Consider the following 15006-nt stretch of genomic DNA (forward strand, 5'->3'; position numbering starts at 1 on the left):
CGTGGAGCGGGCGTTGCGGAGATGGGATCGGTGACCGACTGGCCGTTCGCCGACCCGCCCGATGTCGCCGTGTTCACGACGCGGGCGATCGTCGAGGACGGGGCGTGGATCGCGTCCGTATCGCATGACGCGGAGGATGGTGCGTGGCAGTTCCACGATGCCGGACCCGGATCGGCGGACATGGCGGAGGCGCGGATCGTGTCGTTGCGTAGCATGGTGGAGCGCGACCCGACGGTAGGCGAAATCCTCGATCTGCCGCCGGGCGGCCGGGCATCGCGGACGGCAGCCGGACGTCCATGGGACCGAAATCGATGAGTCGGTGATCGACCTTCGCGCCCCCGACGCGGATATCGCCGACTATGTATTCGCCCGCTATCGACGGCTGTCGCCAGAGGCGTCGCCCGGATTGCGGGGGCGCATGACAGGGGATGCGTCTGTACGTGCCGTTGCTGGCGACAGGGAAGACGCGCAGCCCTGGCTCACCACCCCGCCCGATGCGCTTTCGCCAGCGGATGTCCATGACCGGGCGCAAGGCGCGCTGCTCGGCCTCGCGATCGGCGATGCGGTCGGCACCACGTTGGAATTCCAACCACGCGACGCGCACCATGTCGACGACATGATCGGTGGCGGCCCATTCCGACTGGAGGCGGGGCAATGGACCGACGACACCAGCATGGCACTGTGCCTCGCCGATGCGCTGCTGATCGATCGGGGGTATCAGCCGCGGACTTTCGCTCGCTTCCTCGTCCGCTGGTATCGCGAGGGGTATAACGCATCGAACGGGCGCTGTTTCGACATCGGCAACGCGACCCGTATCGCGATCGAAGGGCATGAAGCCGAGGACGGCCGGTGGCAGGGCAATGCCAGCGATCAAACCGCTGGTAATGGGTCGCTGGTACGCGTCGCTCCGGTGGCGATCGCCGCGCGTGGTGCGCTGGATGTAACCTGGCGGCTGTCAGGTGGGCAGAGCCGGGCGACCCATGCCGCGCTGGACGCGATCTCCGCCTGCCAGCTGTTCGGCATGTTGCTGAATCACGCACTACGCGGTGCATCGCGCGAGGCGGTCCTCTCCCCCCATATCGCGACGCTCAGCCCGCGTATCCAGATCATCAATGCGGGCGAATACAAGCATAAGACGCGCGACCAGATTCGGTCGTCGGGCTATGTGGTCGATACGCTGGAGGCGGCGTTATGGTCCGTCTGGCACAGCAGGACGTTCGAGGAAGCGGTGTTGCTGGCCGCCAATCTGGGCGACGATGCGGACAGCGTAGCGGCGGTGGCCGGGCAACTGGCGGGTGCGCTCTATGGGCAGCGCGGTATTCCCGACCATTGGCTTGGGCGGGTAGCCTTTGGGCCGAAGATTGCGCGGTGTGCGACGCAGCTGCTGGCGCTGGCGCTGGGACGAGCTGCGTAGAATCCGGTAGATGTCAGCGGGGTCAGGATCGCATGTATCGCATGACGCGGAAGGACGGGGCGTGGCAGTTCCACGATGCCGGACCCGGATCGGCGGACATGGCGGAGGCACGGGTCGTGTCGTTGCGTAGCATGGTGGAGCGCGACCCGACGGTAGGCGAAATCCTCGATCTGCCGCCGGGCGGCCGGGCATCGCGCGGCGCCCCCGGCGGTCGATGGGTATGCGAGCGGTGCTGACGATCGACGCTATCGAAGGGCAGATCGCGGACGTGGTGCGGGTGGGGACGCTCGTCCGCTGTGCCGATGTGACGCCGCGCAGCACCGTCCATTATCATGTCGCCTTGGGCGTCGAGCATGGGCGCCCGGTCGATCTGTTGACGGTGTCGGCCGATCTGCTGGACGATGATTTCGCGACGCTGGTGCTGGAGGCGGCGGGTGGCTTCGAACCCGGCCTGGTGCTGGAGAAGCGCGCCTTGCCGGCCAATGGCTATGGCTTCGATGCGTTGCTGCTCGTCCCGCCGCACTATCATGATTATTTCGCGGGGAGGCTGGATGCGCAGCGGGGTCGGCTGATCCTGTGCGTGCCGATCCATGGCTGCGAATTCGCCGGTGACGAGACTGCCGAGATTTTCCGCCTGCTGACGCGTGAAGTGGTACCGATCCGCGACTGGCGGCGCTTTGCGCATCCCCGCATCCGGCTTCGCTTCAGCAATCCGGTAACCGGTGGCGGCACCGACGACGCGGTGGCCGGCGGCTATGTCCTTGCCGGCTATGACCTGGTGTTGCGCGAGCTTGCCGCGCTGGACGGCGTGGCGGGCGGGTTCATCGAACTCGTCAACCACCGGGGCAGGGTGATGGAATTGCTGTCGCCCGCGCCGGGAAGGGTCGTGATCCTAACCGACCGCGACGATGCCACGCGGGTCGAGGTCGACGCGACGGCCGTGGCGGATATAGTGTGGGGGTTCGCGGCGACATCGTGAAAGGCACAGGCGAATGACGGAAGCGGGCATCGCCGAGATCCTCCATCCGAACGGGTCGGTTCGCTTCCACTATGCGCGCTATCTGTCCGACGCAGGGGATCGCTGGATCCGGCACGGCCCCTTCTTCGCCTATCATGACGACGGCACGCCAGCCTCGCGCGGTACCTATGACCATGGCCATGAACAGGGGTTGTGGCAGGATTTCCACCCGAACGGGCAGCTGGCGGCCGAGGGATGCTACGACAAGGGGGAGAAGGTCGGCGAATGGCGCTACTGGCTGGCCGACGGTACGGTGCAGCCGTGACGGTGGCGGGGGCCGACCCCGCCACCCATCCTCAGAACGACGCCGACACCGTGACCCCATAGGTGCGCGGGTCGCCGGGCTGGCCGACGATCAGGCCGGTATTGCCCGACTGGGTCGCCAGCAGTTCATAGTAATTCTGGTCGAAGGCGTTGCGCAGCCACAGGAACGCGTTCCACCCGGCATCGGCGCGGTAGCCCAGGCGGAAGTTCGCGATGCTGTAGCCGTCGATATAGGTATAGGCCGAGGGCGAGGGGTTGGACGAGAAGCGCGAGCGATAGCTGCCGTCGAAGCCGAGATAGGCATTGCCGTCGGTATCGCCGATCCTGGCCGGCAGGGCATATTCGGCGCCATAGCTGAACGCCCATTTCGAGATGCCGGGCAGCCGCTGTCCCGATACGTCGCACGCGGTCGGGCTGATGCCGCCGGGGGTACCGGGCGCGCTGGGCGACTGGCCCGCCGCTGCCGCCGTGCCGCCCGACAATTCGGGCGGGCAGGGGGCGTCGACGAAGCGGACGTACTTCGCATCGGTATAGGCGGCGTTGGCGTAGAGGTTCAGCCGCTCTGTCGGGCGGAAGGCGGTGTCGAGTTCGATCCCGCGCGTCCGCACCGCCTGCGCATTCGCCAGATAGCCGCGCAGCACGCCCAGCTGACCGTTGGTCACGGTCGCCTGATAATCGGCGATATCGGTCCAGAAGGCGGCGAGGTTGGCGGTGATCCGGCGGTCGAGCCACTGGGTCTTCAGCCCGACCTCGTAATGGTTGACCCGCTCGGGCTTCACCTGCGCCGCGGCGAGGATCGGGTTGTTGTTGCCGTCCAAGGGCAGGCCCGACAGGTTGATGCCGCCGGACTTGTAGCTGCGCGCATAGGTCGCATAACCGTGAACATCGCGCGTGAAATCATAGGCGATGGTGACGTCGCCCGACACGTTCCAGTCGTCGAAATCGGGCTGGTACGACTGCGGGGCCAGCACGCCGCAACGGTCGCGGGTGATGCTGCTGGCCGCCTGCGCCGCCGCCGCACAGTTGAGCAGCGCACCCGTGCCGGTGGTGACGACCGAGACGTAATCGCCGGTCTTCTTGTCGTAATTCACCCGCACGCCCGGCGCGATCGACAGCGCGTCGGTCAGGTGCCAGGTCAGCTTGCCGAATACCGCCGCACTGGTGTTGGAAAAGCCGATGGTGTTGCGCGAGGTCAGGCCGTTCAGCACCGCCGGGTTGCACGCATTGGTCGTGGCGGTGGCGCAGCCATTGGTGCCGAAGGGTGGGTTGCCGGGGTTGAGCAGGAAGCGCGACGCCGCCGGCCCCTGTACCTGCAACCCCTGCGTATCGATCGTCTGATGGAAATAGAACAGGCCGGCGACATAATCGACCGCGCGACGGCCGTTCGACGCGATGCGCAGTTCCTGGCTCCACTGGCGCTGCTGCGACGGGTTGGCGGAAACGGTGGTGATCGGCAGGCCGATGAAATCGCGGTCGTTCGACGGGTCCCAGTTCCAGAAGCGCCACGCGCTGACCGAGGTCAGCGTCGCTGCCCCCAGATCGAGGTTGCCGACCAGCGACACGCCGCCCAGTTCCTGTCGCGCGCGCAAGGGCGTGTCGAGGTCGGTCAGCCGGTCGAAGGCGTTCGTCGAGGGCGGGGCATAGCCGAAGGCAGCGGCCAGCGCGGCATATTGGCGGGCAAGCGGGCGCTGGGTCGTGCCGGTGCGGACATAGATCTGCGCGCAGCAATCGGGGTTCTGGTGGCCGTAATCGCCGTAGAGGGTGACATCGAGGTTCGCCGCCGGCCGCCACAGCAGCTGCCCGCGCACGCTCTGGTTATCCTGCGCATTGGCATAGCCGCCGAGCACGGTGTTGCGGATCGTGCCCCGCCGCGAGGTGACCGAGGCGGAGATGCGCGCCGCCAGCGTATCGCCGAGGATCGGGCCGGACGCTGACGCCTTGGCCTGGATGAAGTCGTAATTGCCGGTGGTCAGTTCGACGCGCGCTTCGGGGGTGAAGCTGGGCTTGCGCGTGGTGATGTTGATCGCGCCGGCCGTGGTGTTCTTGCCATAGAGCGTCCCCTGCGGCCCACGCAGGATCTCGATGCGTTCGGTGTCGGTGAAGTCGAACGTCGCCGATGCGATGCGGCTGTAATAGACCCCGTCGACATAGATGCCGACGCCCTGTTCGATGCCGTCATTGGTCAGGCCGAACGGCGCGCCGAGGCCGCGGATATTGGCGGCGGAATTGCGCGGGTTGGTCGAATAGAATTGCAGCGTCGGCTGCAGCTGGGTCAGGCGGTTGACGTTGTAGGCGCCGGTATCGGCCAGCGTCGTGCCGCCGATCACCGACATGGCGATCGGCACCTGCTGCACCGTCTCGGCGCGGCGTCGGGCGGTGACGACGATCTCGCCGGTATCGGCGGGCGCGAGGCGACCGGTATCGGTGCGGGTTTCCTCCTCCGGTGCCTGCACGACCGGTTCGGGGGGCGGCGCAGGCTGTGCGGCGACCTGCGCCAGAATCAGCGCCAACGACAATGCCATGCGTAATCTCCCTGTCTTCGGTGGGAGAATGGCGCAGGCTTATAAGTCCAGCAATAGCGTAGGGATTTAGGCCGCCCTAGTTTGGCTTTGGGGAAAAGGGCGTTGCGGCGTCAGGATTCCCCGCCGTCTGGCGCCCGCATGGCGTGTACCGCGCGTTCGCGTCCGTCGCGCTCGACCAGCCATATGGTTAGCGTGCAGCCGCGATCGCGCCACGTCATTTCCCTTATGGTCCGGCGAAGATATTCGGGCGCCGAAAGGACGTTGCGCACCGACCGGCGCACCGGATCGAGCGCTTCGCCCAGCACGAACCGTTCGTCGCTGGCAGGGGGGCCGTACCGCGAGACCAACGCCGCTCCGGTCTGTCCCAGTGGCGCTTGCGGGGTATCGCTCGGGATCGGGCAGGTCCCTGCCCAACCGGTGTCGGCGGAGGAGGCATTGGCGACGGGCGGCGCGGTGGAGGCCGTTGCTTCGTTTCGGCCAAAGCCCTCTCTCGCGTCGGTGGATATCTTACCCGACCCGTCACATCCCGCGGCTACGAACGTACCTGCAAAGGCGAGCGGGAACATCACGGCTCGCATCATGAAACGCCTGCCAACCGGAAGATCGTACCGGGGATCATCTGGTTCAGCTCTTCCGTGATCGTGAGGAAGTGCCGACGCCGCAGCTGTTCGCCAACATGCATAATGCTTTGATCGTCCTGTACATGGGGCGAAGCCTGGCCCGTCTTTTTGGGATATTCGTCTCCTCGCTGGAGCATGCCCGTATTGCCTGCTGCGTGGCCGAATTCGTGGGCCACCGTCCGTTGTCGCCGTTTGCCGCCGTTCATGGAGCGTTGGACGGTTGCGTAGTCGCGGCTGCCCAACTGGATTGCCCGTTGCGCCCAGAAGACTTGGCTGGGGTAGAATTTGTTCGGCGCTACCTTGGTGACGTTTACGGTCCAGTGCTGTCCGGTAAGCACCCATTCGATATCTAAATTGATCGGCAAAAGACGCCTGCCGAACTTTCTGGCAAAGGGAGAGGGGCCGGCAACGGAAAACTTCGCACGGTTGCTCCACACTGCCCACACCGCCAAATCGGATCGGCGGTGAAAGTCGCGTTTCTCCGCTTGGGTCCAGTCTTGCAGACCCGTTTCCTTGTGCCAGCGATAAGCCCATTTTTGCGCCAGCAGGATCTGACCAGTGATCGTGTCGATATCGATCACGGCCCGTCCAGTGTCACGCGTAACGTGGCCCATTCTTCTGTCTCCTGTAGCTCAAGGCAGGATCAATCCGATCAACCTTCGCCCAGTGAAGCGGGTTCCGCAGCATCGCATCTACTGATAGCCTACCCCGATCCGCCGCACCGCGCCCGCCCGCCTTGCGAGCAGGCGGCGGACATGGGCGAGGGCGGCGGTTTCGTCGGCGAAGGCGCGGACCAGGCGCTGCCCGGCACGGCCGATGCGGCCCCATTGCGTCTCGACCAGCAGCATGCCGAACAGGTCGCGATAGACGACCACCCGCCAGCGCCGGGCAAGCCCGCGTGCCGGGTCGCGGGCGGTCAGCTCGATGGGCATGAACGGCAGCTCCATGCGCGGCACTATCGCGCAGGCGCGCGCGCGTGTCGCATGGATTATGTGACTCAATGCGGCGCGATCGATCGACCGCGTGACTCAGCGGCGGCGCAGGCGGGCGGCGTGCAGGACCTCGACCATGCGGCCATGGCCGCGCCGTTCCGCGCGCAGCAGCTGCCCGACGCGCTTGCCATGGACCAGCAGCGGCAGCGCGAGCAGCGCGACGGGCAGGAACAGCAGCGTCAGCGGCGATCCGTCGAGCGCCGCCGCCATCGCGCAGGACAGGGCGAGCAGCGCCAGCCCGGCCGCTTTCCAGCGCAGGTTGCGGCGGGTCATGCCGTGCGCTCCGCATCGGCGATCACCCGGGTCGCCGCCGCCGCCAGCAGCGGCGCCATGCCGGTGGCGTCGGCGGGCCGGGCGCCATGCCACAGCAACAGGTCGGCCGGCGCCTCCGCCTCCTGCAGGAGCGCGGTACGCAGATCGATCATGTCGAAGGCAAGGCCGATCGCCGGATCGTGCAGCCGCGCGGCGGCGGCACGGGCGCGGCCGATCAGTGCCGGCGACCCGTCGATGCCGCGCCCCTCGATCGCGGTGAAGCCCATCACGCGGGCGTGGCGGGCGACCTCGATCAGCAGCGTACCGCAGGCGCAATCGGCATCGACGATCCGCACCGCATGGCGATGGGCGTCGCGCAATTCCTGCAACGCGGCGACGATCTGCGGCCAGCGCGGGTCGGCGCGCACGCTGCGGCGCACGGGGGCCGGATGCGTGCGCCGCTGGCGCGGGGCGGGGGCGATGCGGAGGGCGGTCCTCATGCCGCCACCCGTTCGCCGTCGGCCAGCGGCGCGAACGACACGCACGGGACCAGCGGCGCGGTCGCCATGCACAGGCAGGCATGGTGCATCCGGCATTCGCCGCGGGCATAGCCGATCGCGGCATCGCGCGACACGAAGCGCCCCTCGAGGCGGTGGTCGCTATCCTGCACCAGCCAGTGGCCGGCGGCGTCCTGCCCGACATAGATGGTGACCGGTTCGTCAGGCTCCGGGGTGGGTTCGGGTGACATGGCTTTCTGTCTTCCAAAGGGCGGGCGTCCAGCACCCGCCAGTTCCAGCTATGCCCCGCCGCATTGGGTTTCGAGAGCGATTCCAGACAATTGCATAGCGCGCGCATAGTGCGCCGCCGCGCTTATGCCGCCGCTATGCGAAAGGGCGGAATCGCTCTCGTCTTGCTATGCCGCGTCCGATAGCTGGAGCGCCACTTTCGTGGGAGACGTGGCATGGAGCGATGGCGAACCCGCCGGGCCGACCGGGGATTGCGGCTGACGGGGCTGGTGCTGCTGGCGGTGGCGGGGGGTGCGCTGCACCGGCTCTGGGCGCTGCACGTGCCGCACGAGGCCGCGGGGCTGCTGGCCTATGGGCTGGGGGCGGTCGCCTATGTCGGGGCGAGCAGCGGCGCGGCGCTGGTGATCCTCGGGCGGCATCTGTTCGACGAGGTGGCGGTGAGTGCGCGCTGGGGGCGGGGGTAGGCGGGTTCTCGACGAGTGTCGGGTCGGATTGTCCCCCGGACAATCCTGAACCATGCAGGGCATGGTTCACCCGGCACGCTTCTCGACAAGCTCGAAGCTGCTCGAACCGAACGGGATTTCAGCAAACGTCACCCCAGCGCAGGCCGAATCCATTGTGTCGGGTGGTCGCGATAGAGGTGTGACGTCACCCATCCATGGATTCCGGCCGTCGCCGGAATAACGTGCGGCGGCGGCACTGGAGGCCGCCCCTACCGCCCCTTGAGCGCCGCGGCCTCGCCCGCTGCGTCCAGCGGGTCGCCCGCCGCCATCGCCTGCGCCTGTTCGAGCACCGCCGCCATCGGCGATCCGGCCTGGGCATAGGCGGTGGTGGTCGCGGCCGTCCCGCCCTGCAGCGCCTGTACCCGCCACGGGCCGCCGTCACCCGCGCAGGCGATGCCGCCGGTAGTGCCGGTCTCGAAGGTGCGGCACAGCGCGCCGGCGCGGTCGCGGAAGGTGATGCCGATCCTGACCGGCGCCTGCGGCCCCTGGGTCGAGGCCAGCTGCGTGTCGAGCGCCCGCTCGAGACTCCCTTGCGCGACCGCCGTGCCGCCCTCGAACCCCAGCTCGCCGCCCGAACGCGGTACGAGTTGCCCGAGCAGCAGCCCGGCGACGAGGCTGGCGGCGATCGCGCCCCACCAGCGCTGCGGCCGGGGCGCGGGCTTGCGGGTCGGGAAGGCCACCACATTGTCGCTGCGCGCGAACAGTGCCTCGACCCCGGCGGGCATCGGTTGCTTGTCGAGGCCGGCAAAGCCACCGCGCAGCCGGACGGCCAGCGCGCGGTGGCGTTCAACCTCTTGCGCCAGCGCCGGATCGTCGGCCATCGCCCGCTCGACGCGCCCGGCGGCGATCGGGTCCAGCTCGCCATCGGCATAGGCGGCGAGCGTTTCGGGGTCGATCGTCATGCCGCTTCTCCCAGCGCGCCCAGCAACGCCTCGCGCCCGCGCACCAGGCGCGAGGTGAGCGTGCCGATCGGAATGTCGAGGATCTCCGCCGCCTCGCGATAGGCAAAGCCCTCCACCATCACCAGCGCGATCACCTCGCGCTGTTCGGGGGGCAGCGTGCCCATCGCACGGCCGATATTGTGCATTTCCACCGCCATTTCCTGTCCGCCCTGCCGTCCCACGGCGTCGCCTTCCTCCGCGGCCACGAAGGTTTCGCGCCGCCTGCTGCTTGCCCGGACCGTGTCGATCCACAAATTGCGCAGGATGCGGATCGCCCATGCATCCAGCCTGGTACCCGGCTGCCACTGGTCGGCCCGTGTCAGCGCGCGTTCCACCGCCGCCTGCAACAGGTCGTCGGCATCGGCACGGTCACGGGCGAGCGCATGGGCTACCCGCCGCAACCGGGGCAGATGCGTCAGCAATTCGTCTTCGAAGCGCAACGCGGTCCTTTCGGGCTTCGGGGATGAAACGGATGGGCTCGCCCGTTTCATCCGGCATGACGATGGAAAATCCTAGAGGCGATCGGATACGGTCTTTGCGCGGTCGCCGGGAAGGGAAGGAAGAGATGGTTTCACGCGAAGGCGCGGAGACGCGAAGGGGTTGCGTCCGGGGCGGCCCCTCGCGATCGGGAGACGACATCATTCGCGGACCGCAGGAGAGGAGGCCGCTGACGCGGACGGGCGTTCCTGTCGCGCACCCCCTTCGCGCCTCCGCGCCTCCGCGTGAACCGATTTTTCTTCCGGCCACGCGCCATGCCGGCATATCGATGCGAGCGACAGGTGACGCAGGGGGCGAAGCATGATCGCCGGGGCCAGATTCCTGCGCTGCATGGCCCTCGCACTGGTCCTGCCGACGGCGGCGTCGGCGCAACTGCTGCCCGTTCCGCAGCTTCCCCAGCTGCCCGGCCGGGTCGGGGAGGCGGTGGACGGCATCCGGGGCGCGCTGCCGATCGACGCGGCGCTAAGCGATGCGCGGCAGCTGGCGCGGCAGTCGGTCGAGCGCGCCCGCGACCTTGCGCGGCGCTTTCCCGACCGGATCGAGCTGGACCGCGACGACAACCCGGTGCGCGCGGGCGAGGTGACGCTGGCCGATCCCGATCCGGCGGTGCTGGCGCTGGTCGAGCGCGCCGGCTTTGCGGTGATCGCCAGCGAGCGCTACGAGGATCTCGGCATCGGTTTCGCCCGGCTGCGCGCGCCCGCCGGCCTGTCGGCGGTGGAGGCGGCGCGGCGGCTCGGGCGGATCGTCGGCGGCGACCGGGTGACGCTCGACCCGTTGTACAGCGCGAGCGGGGAGGTAGCCCCGTCGGCTATACCTGACCGTACTCCGGCGAAGGCCGGGGTCCAGCTGGAAAGGCTCTTCGATAGAGCGCCGACGTCCTCCAACTGGACCCCGGCCTTCGCCGGGGTACGGGAAGGGGGTGGCTCAGTCCCCGCTGCATCCAAGCGCATCGGCATCATCGACGGCGGTGTGGCGGCCGGCACCCCCGGCCTCGCCGCGCAACAGGGCTTTGCCAGCGGCGCCCCGCGCGCCAGCGACCATGGCATGGCGGTCGCGTCGCTGCTGACCGGCGGCGGCGGGATCAGGGCGAGCGCGGCCGGGGCGCAGCTGCACGTCGCCGATGTCTATGGCAGCGATCCGGCAGGCGGCAGCGCCAGCGCGCTTGCCCGGGCGCTGGCGTGGATGGTGCAGGCGAAGGTGCCGGTGGTCGTCATGAGCCTTGCCGGGCCGGACAATGCGCTGCTCGGCCGCTTCGTCGCGGCGGCGCGGGCGCGCGGCACGATGGTCGTCGCGGCGGTCGGCAATAACGGCCCCGCCGCCCCGCCGGCCTATCCCGCCAGCTACCCCCAGGCGATCGCCGTCACCGGCGTCGACGCGCGCGGGCGGGTGCTGGTGGAGGCGGGGCGCGCCCGCCACCTCGACTATGCCGCACCGGGGGCCGACATGCTGGCGCTGAACGCCGCCGGACAGGCGCGCAGCGTGCGCGGCACGTCCTTCGCCGCGCCGCTGGTCGCCGCGCGGCTGTCGGCGGCGTGGAGCGGCGATGCGGCGGCGGCACTCAAGGCGCTCGACCGCGAGGCGAACGGCGGTGGCGGCCGCACTGGCCGCGGCGTGCTGTGCGGGGGGTGTCGGACGGTGACGCGGTAGGCGGCAATCGGCATTCACGTTCTCGGTCGTCACCCCGGGCTTGACCCGGGGTCCCGCTTCTTCTCGGAGCGCGACGATGTGACACCAGGCCCCCGAACGATGAACTCCTTTGGGGATTCCGACAGCCTCCATCAGCGAAGGTCGTCTTCAAGGGAAAGATCGGCTTCGGACGCAACGCCGCCCTCCGCCATTCCCCTCCCCACCTCGCCGGTATACGTTTCGGTCGGGAAACGGGGGGATCATTATGAAAATTTGGAAGGGGGGCGCTTGCCCTGCTCGCGTCGGGTACCGCGCAGGCGCAGACCGCAACATGCGAACTGCATATCTGGCCGACCGAAAATTATCTCGGGATGAAGATGAGTGGTCTCGGCATGATGGGCGGCGCGTTGGGGGCGCTGATCGATCATGAAGCGACCAAGGGTACGGTCGCGACCGTGACGGAGCAGATGCACGTCTATCTTCCGCCCGAGGCGCAGGTCGAGGCGTTGCGCAGCGCCGATATCGCCGCGACGCTGGGCCTGGCCGGCTATACGATCGTCGTCGAACCGGCGGTGCCGTCCGACGCGGCGGCCAAGGCCGATCCGGCGGTCAAGGATGCGTTGCGCGCGATGGATGCGAAGCAGCGCAAGGGCGAACGGCTGAGCGCGGCCACCACCCCTTGCTATGCCGAACTGGTCGGGGATCATATCTTCTACGTCAAGAAGCCGCTGGTCGGCACCAACCTGTTCGTTCAATGGACCTTTCGCGATTTCGGCCGAGACGGCGGGGCAAAGCCGCGCAGCTTCCCCGGGCAGGTGAAGAACCCGCTGGCGGCCTTCCCCGCAAAGACGCCCGACCAGGCCGAAGCGGCCAAAGCCGACCTGCGCGACGCCTATGCCAAGGGGTTCGCGGAATATGTCGCCAAGAAGGTGCGCGGCGCGTCGGCGATGACGGCGGCGAAATAACGGGCAGGGGCACGCAAGGCCGCCCTCCCAAAAAATTGCACCCGCCGGGATTAAACCGGAAACGGCACCCGTTCTCCTTCACGAAGCGCCTGCACGCGGCGCATGGACAAAGGAGAACAGCCATGAAGACCATGTTCCTGATGGGTGCGGCGCTTGCCGCCGCGATCGCCAGCCCCGCTTCGGCCCAGCTGCTGGGTGGCGGTGGCGGACTGACCGGCGGGCTGGGCGGCAGCTTCGACCGCGGCCTCGGCTCGACCGTCGAGCGGGTCCGCGACCGCGCCGACACCACCGCCCGCACCGCGCGGCGCGGCGGCGGCGAAGTGACCACCGAACGCCAGGTCGACCGCCGCAGCGGCCGGGTGCGTGGTGGCGGCTCGGCCCGGGGCGACGGCGCGATCGACGGCACCGCACAGGCGCTGGGCGGCAATCTCGGCGGATCGGGCAGCGCCAGCGGCAGCGTCGATGCCCAGCTGATCGGCACCGACGCGGTGCGCGACACCGCCGGCGCGGCGCGTGATCGGGTCCGCAACGGCGTCGCCACCACCCGCGACCGCGCGGCCGGCGCCGTCGGCAATGCCCGCGACCGGGCACAGGGCGCCGTCGGCAATGTCCGCGATCGTGCCCAGGGCGCGGCCGGATCGGTCCGCGATACTGCCGGCGGCCTGACCGGCACGGTATCGGGCAGCGGCTCGGGCACGGCGAACGGCGCGATCGGCAACGGATCGGCCTCGGGCAGCGGATCGGGTGAAGGCGCGCTGTCGCTGACCGGCAGCGGTGCCAGCCTCCCCGCACTCGACCCCGGCAGCACCATCCGCGACGCCCGCGGCGAAGCGATCGGCCGCGTCCAGTCGATCCGCCGCAACGCCGCCGGCCGGGTGGAAGCGGTGACGATGGCGGTCGGCAAGCGCGTGGCGACCCTCCCCGCCGACAACTTCAGCGTGCAGGGCGACGTACTGGTGTCGGCGATGGGCGAGGGCCAGGTGAAGCGCGCCGCGAAGGAGCAGGCGGAGTAAGCGCTCCGGCCTGACGAAGGACGCCGGCCACGGGAGACGGCCCGTGGCCGGCGTCTCTGTGCGTGCATGTCTCGCCGGCGTACTGCGGACGTGGCGTTAGAGAAGAAGGGCGTATACAGGCGGGCCGTTATTCCGGTGCGTTTCCACCTCTTCATCATGGCGCTTCATTCTCGTGATTTATGATCTCCTGATCGTCGGCGGCGGCATCAATGGCGCGGCTATTGCCCGTGAGGCCGCGTTGAATGGCTGGTCGGTGCTGTTGGTCGAACGCGACGACCTCGCCAATGCGACATCGTCCAAGTCGAGCGGGCTTATTCACGGTGGCCTGCGCTACCTTGAACAGTGCGACTTCCGCCTTGTTGCCGAGGCATTGGCCGAACGCGAACGGATGGTAAATACTGCGCCGCATCTAGTACGACCGATGCGGTTCGTCATTCCGCACATCAATGCGATCAGGCCTTCGTGGCTCGTCCGGATCGGGCTTTTGATATATGATTGGATCGGCGGAAAGAAGACACTGAAACGTAGTCGATCCGTTTCTCGAAAGGATGCGGCATATTCCAGCCCTTTGAGAAATTTTTCCAAGGGATTTGTCTACTCGGACGCGCAAGTGGACGATTCCAGGTTGGTAGTACTTAATGCTATCGACGCTGCGGATGCGGGAGCCGTCATCATGACGCGGTGTTCCATGGTTTCGGCGGTACGCGATGCCGATACATGGACTGCGGAGCTGTCGACCGGCGTGCGTGTTTCTGCCCGTGCCATGGTGAACGCCGCTGGCCCCTGGGTCGCCGAAATGTTGCAGCGGACCGGTGTTTCCAGTTTCCAGCATGTAAGGTTGGTCAAGGGCAGCCATATCGTCGTTCCCCGGCTGTACGAAGGAGAGCATGCCTATCTGCTTCAGCAACCGGATCGCCGTGTTGTCTTTGTACTTCCATGGGAGGGTATGACCGCAGTCGGCACGACCGATGTGGTCGTCGAACGCCCCGAGGACGCGCAAATAGACCAGGAAGAGATTCGCTATCTCTGCAATGCGATCAACGAATCCTTCGTCAGGACGATAACGCCGGATGACATGGTTTCAAGCTGGTCGGGAATTCGTCCGCTCTACGGTGATAGCAGGGAAAGCGCGCAAAACATAAGCAGGGACTATCTGCTCGAATTGGATAACGAAGGGGCGCCGATACTTACCATTTTCGGCGGAAAGATTACGACCGCTCGGTGCCTTGCCGAGGATGCGGTTGCCAAGATCGGCCAGATGCTGGGCCGGACGGTAAGCCCTGTAACCAGGACGCGCCCCTTTCCGGGAGGGGCGATCGACGATCCGCATGTCTATGCGGCGCATGTCGCTGCAACCTGGCCGTTTCTGGGTGATGATCGAGCCCGCCGGATGGTAGGTGCTTATGGATCGCTGTTACCGGAGTTGCTCGGCCAGGCAACCGGCTTCGGCCGGGCATTTGGTGCTGGTCTTACCGAGATCGAAGTACGTTGGATGCGGGATCGTGAATGGGCCCGGACCCCGGAAGACGTTTTGATGCGCCGCTCAAAATGCGGCGTGCATATGACGGATTCGGAACGGTCGGAATTCGTCACATGGTGGTCGGATAATTTCGAATAGCCGTGCCGTAATGC

Annotated in this window: 19 protein-coding genes; 10 read left to right on the plus strand and 9 right to left on the minus strand. The window is 67.7% G+C overall.

The genetic code is table 11. From position 1 onward, the window contains the following. The first annotated feature begins 30 nt into the window (after positions 1-30). Genes PPZ50_RS18305 through PPZ50_RS18325 form a run of 5 tightly spaced genes read left to right on the plus strand, consistent with a single transcriptional unit; the run spans position 31 to position 2697 of the window. On the plus strand, positions 31-315 hold the full coding sequence (locus PPZ50_RS18305; protein ID WP_272815881.1) for a hypothetical protein: 285 nt from the start codon (positions 31-33) through the stop codon (positions 313-315). Positions 316-319: 4 nt separating this feature from the next. Next, positions 320-1414 carry an ADP-ribosylarginine hydrolase Tri1 gene (gene tri1 / locus PPZ50_RS18310; protein ID WP_272815882.1) on the plus strand — a complete coding sequence of 365 codons (1095 nt, stop codon included), beginning with the start codon at positions 320-322 and terminating at the stop codon, positions 1412-1414. A 41-nt stretch (positions 1415-1455) separates the two neighbouring features. After that, positions 1456-1650, plus strand: coding sequence for a hypothetical protein (locus tag PPZ50_RS18315; RefSeq protein ID WP_272815883.1), 195 nt, complete (start codon positions 1456-1458; stop codon positions 1648-1650). After that, positions 1644-2393 carry a hypothetical protein gene (locus PPZ50_RS18320; RefSeq protein WP_272815884.1) on the plus strand — a complete coding sequence of 250 codons (750 nt, stop codon included), beginning with the start codon at positions 1644-1646 and terminating at the stop codon, positions 2391-2393. Before PPZ50_RS18315 ends, PPZ50_RS18320 begins: the two co-directional genes overlap by 7 nt. Before the next feature lie 13 nt (positions 2394-2406). Continuing rightward, positions 2407-2697 (plus strand): toxin-antitoxin system YwqK family antitoxin, encoded by a 291-nt coding sequence (locus PPZ50_RS18325; RefSeq protein WP_272815885.1) that lies wholly within the window; start codon positions 2407-2409, stop codon positions 2695-2697. A 31-nt stretch (positions 2698-2728) separates the two neighbouring features. On the opposite strand, the gene PPZ50_RS18330 is transcribed toward PPZ50_RS18325, so the two are convergent. The 7 genes from PPZ50_RS18330 to PPZ50_RS18360 all read right to left on the minus strand — a co-directional run bounded on the left by PPZ50_RS18330 (position 2729) and on the right by PPZ50_RS18360 (position 7830). Then, positions 2729-5218 (minus strand): TonB-dependent receptor, encoded by a 2490-nt coding sequence (locus PPZ50_RS18330; RefSeq protein ID WP_272815886.1) that lies wholly within the window; start codon positions 5216-5218, stop codon positions 2729-2731. Positions 5219-5328: 110 nt separating this feature from the next. Further along, positions 5329-5784 (minus strand): hypothetical protein, encoded by a 456-nt coding sequence (locus PPZ50_RS18335; RefSeq protein ID WP_272815887.1) that lies wholly within the window; start codon positions 5782-5784, stop codon positions 5329-5331. An 11-nt stretch (positions 5785-5795) separates the two neighbouring features. Then, on the minus strand, positions 5796-6419 hold the full coding sequence (locus PPZ50_RS18340) for a hypothetical protein (RefSeq protein ID WP_272815888.1): 624 nt from the start codon (positions 6417-6419) through the stop codon (positions 5796-5798). Between the two features lie 111 nt (positions 6420-6530). Beyond that, entirely contained in the window at positions 6531-6785 is a 255-nt protein-coding gene (locus PPZ50_RS18345; RefSeq protein ID WP_272815889.1) for a WGR domain-containing protein, read from the minus strand. 81 nt (positions 6786-6866) lie between these two features. Continuing rightward, positions 6867-7103 carry a hypothetical protein gene (locus tag PPZ50_RS18350; RefSeq protein ID WP_272815890.1) on the minus strand — a complete coding sequence of 79 codons (237 nt, stop codon included), beginning with the start codon at positions 7101-7103 and terminating at the stop codon, positions 6867-6869. Then, positions 7100-7582, minus strand: a complete 483-nt coding sequence (locus tag PPZ50_RS18355) for an SAM-dependent methyltransferase (protein ID WP_272815891.1) — start codon at positions 7580-7582, stop codon at positions 7100-7102. The genes PPZ50_RS18350 and PPZ50_RS18355 overlap by 4 nt, the downstream gene beginning before the upstream one ends. Continuing rightward, positions 7579-7830 carry a hypothetical protein gene (locus tag PPZ50_RS18360; RefSeq protein WP_272815892.1) on the minus strand — a complete coding sequence of 84 codons (252 nt, stop codon included), beginning with the start codon at positions 7828-7830 and terminating at the stop codon, positions 7579-7581. Before PPZ50_RS18360 ends, PPZ50_RS18355 begins: the two co-directional genes overlap by 4 nt. 213 nt (positions 7831-8043) lie before the next feature. Here PPZ50_RS18360 and PPZ50_RS18365 point away from each other — a divergent pair, with 213 nt between their 5' ends. Continuing rightward, positions 8044-8292 carry a hypothetical protein gene (locus PPZ50_RS18365; RefSeq protein WP_272815893.1) on the plus strand — a complete coding sequence of 83 codons (249 nt, stop codon included), beginning with the start codon at positions 8044-8046 and terminating at the stop codon, positions 8290-8292. 248 nt (positions 8293-8540) lie between these two features. Here PPZ50_RS18365 and PPZ50_RS18370 read toward each other — a convergent pair whose 3' ends face one another. Both PPZ50_RS18370 and PPZ50_RS18375 read right to left on the minus strand, forming a co-directional pair. Beyond that, complete coding sequence (locus PPZ50_RS18370) at positions 8541-9233, minus strand: anti-sigma factor family protein (protein WP_272815894.1); 693 nt, start codon at positions 9231-9233, stop codon at positions 8541-8543. Then, the gene (locus tag PPZ50_RS18375) at positions 9230-9712 is read right to left on the minus strand and encodes an RNA polymerase sigma factor (RefSeq protein WP_272815895.1); all 483 of its coding nucleotides are present in this window, start codon (positions 9710-9712) and stop codon (positions 9230-9232) included. The genes PPZ50_RS18370 and PPZ50_RS18375 overlap by 4 nt, the downstream gene beginning before the upstream one ends. A 358-nt stretch (positions 9713-10070) precedes the next feature. Here PPZ50_RS18375 and PPZ50_RS18380 point away from each other — a divergent pair, with 358 nt between their 5' ends. The 4 genes from PPZ50_RS18380 to glpD all read left to right on the plus strand — a co-directional run bounded on the left by PPZ50_RS18380 (position 10071) and on the right by glpD (position 14992). Beyond that, the gene (locus PPZ50_RS18380; protein WP_272815896.1) at positions 10071-11417 is read left to right on the plus strand and encodes a S8 family serine peptidase; all 1347 of its coding nucleotides are present in this window, start codon (positions 10071-10073) and stop codon (positions 11415-11417) included. A gap of 350 nt (positions 11418-11767) precedes the next feature. Further along, a complete protein-coding gene (locus PPZ50_RS18385; RefSeq protein WP_272815897.1) occupies positions 11768-12361 on the plus strand; it encodes a hypothetical protein in 594 nt (197 codons plus the stop codon). Positions 12362-12483: 122 nt separating this feature from the next. Then, positions 12484-13374: a hypothetical protein gene (locus PPZ50_RS18390; RefSeq protein WP_272815898.1), complete on the plus strand. Its 891-nt coding sequence runs from the start codon at positions 12484-12486 to the stop codon at positions 13372-13374. Positions 13375-13546: 172 nt separating this feature from the next. Beyond that, positions 13547-14992, plus strand: a complete 1446-nt coding sequence (glpD, locus tag PPZ50_RS18395; RefSeq protein ID WP_272815899.1) for a glycerol-3-phosphate dehydrogenase — start codon at positions 13547-13549, stop codon at positions 14990-14992. Positions 14993-15006: the final 14 nt, after the last annotated feature.

This window comes from Sphingomonas hankookensis, from assembly GCF_028551275.1.
GTDB lineage: Bacteria > Pseudomonadota > Alphaproteobacteria > Sphingomonadales > Sphingomonadaceae > Sphingomonas > Sphingomonas hankookensis_A.

Bases quoted from the DNA above. Each gene is read 5' to 3' on its own strand.
- PPZ50_RS18315 (WP_272815883.1), top strand. From the start codon at position 1,456: ATGACGCGGAAGGACGGGGCGTGGCAGTTCCACGATGCCGGACCCGGA.
- PPZ50_RS18325 (WP_272815885.1), top strand. From the start codon at position 2,407: ATGACGGAAGCGGGCATCGCCGAGATCCTCCATCCGAACGGGTCGGTT.
- PPZ50_RS18330 (WP_272815886.1), bottom strand. From the start codon at position 5,218: ATGGCATTGTCGTTGGCGCTGATTCTGGCGCAGGTCGCCGCACAGCCT.
- PPZ50_RS18335 (WP_272815887.1), bottom strand. From the start codon at position 5,784: ATGTTCCCGCTCGCCTTTGCAGGTACGTTCGTAGCCGCGGGATGTGAC.
- PPZ50_RS18345 (WP_272815889.1), bottom strand. From the start codon at position 6,785: ATGGAGCTGCCGTTCATGCCCATCGAGCTGACCGCCCGCGACCCGGCA.
- PPZ50_RS18350 (WP_272815890.1), bottom strand. From the start codon at position 7,103: ATGACCCGCCGCAACCTGCGCTGGAAAGCGGCCGGGCTGGCGCTGCTC.
- PPZ50_RS18355 (WP_272815891.1), bottom strand. From the start codon at position 7,582: ATGAGGACCGCCCTCCGCATCGCCCCCGCCCCGCGCCAGCGGCGCACG.
- PPZ50_RS18360 (WP_272815892.1), bottom strand. From the start codon at position 7,830: ATGTCACCCGAACCCACCCCGGAGCCTGACGAACCGGTCACCATCTAT.
- PPZ50_RS18365 (WP_272815893.1), top strand. From the start codon at position 8,044: ATGGAGCGATGGCGAACCCGCCGGGCCGACCGGGGATTGCGGCTGACG.
- PPZ50_RS18370 (WP_272815894.1), bottom strand. From the start codon at position 9,233: ATGACGATCGACCCCGAAACGCTCGCCGCCTATGCCGATGGCGAGCTG.
- PPZ50_RS18380 (WP_272815896.1), top strand. From the start codon at position 10,071: ATGATCGCCGGGGCCAGATTCCTGCGCTGCATGGCCCTCGCACTGGTC.
- PPZ50_RS18385 (WP_272815897.1), top strand. From the start codon at position 11,768: ATGAAGATGAGTGGTCTCGGCATGATGGGCGGCGCGTTGGGGGCGCTG.
- PPZ50_RS18390 (WP_272815898.1), top strand. From the start codon at position 12,484: ATGAAGACCATGTTCCTGATGGGTGCGGCGCTTGCCGCCGCGATCGCC.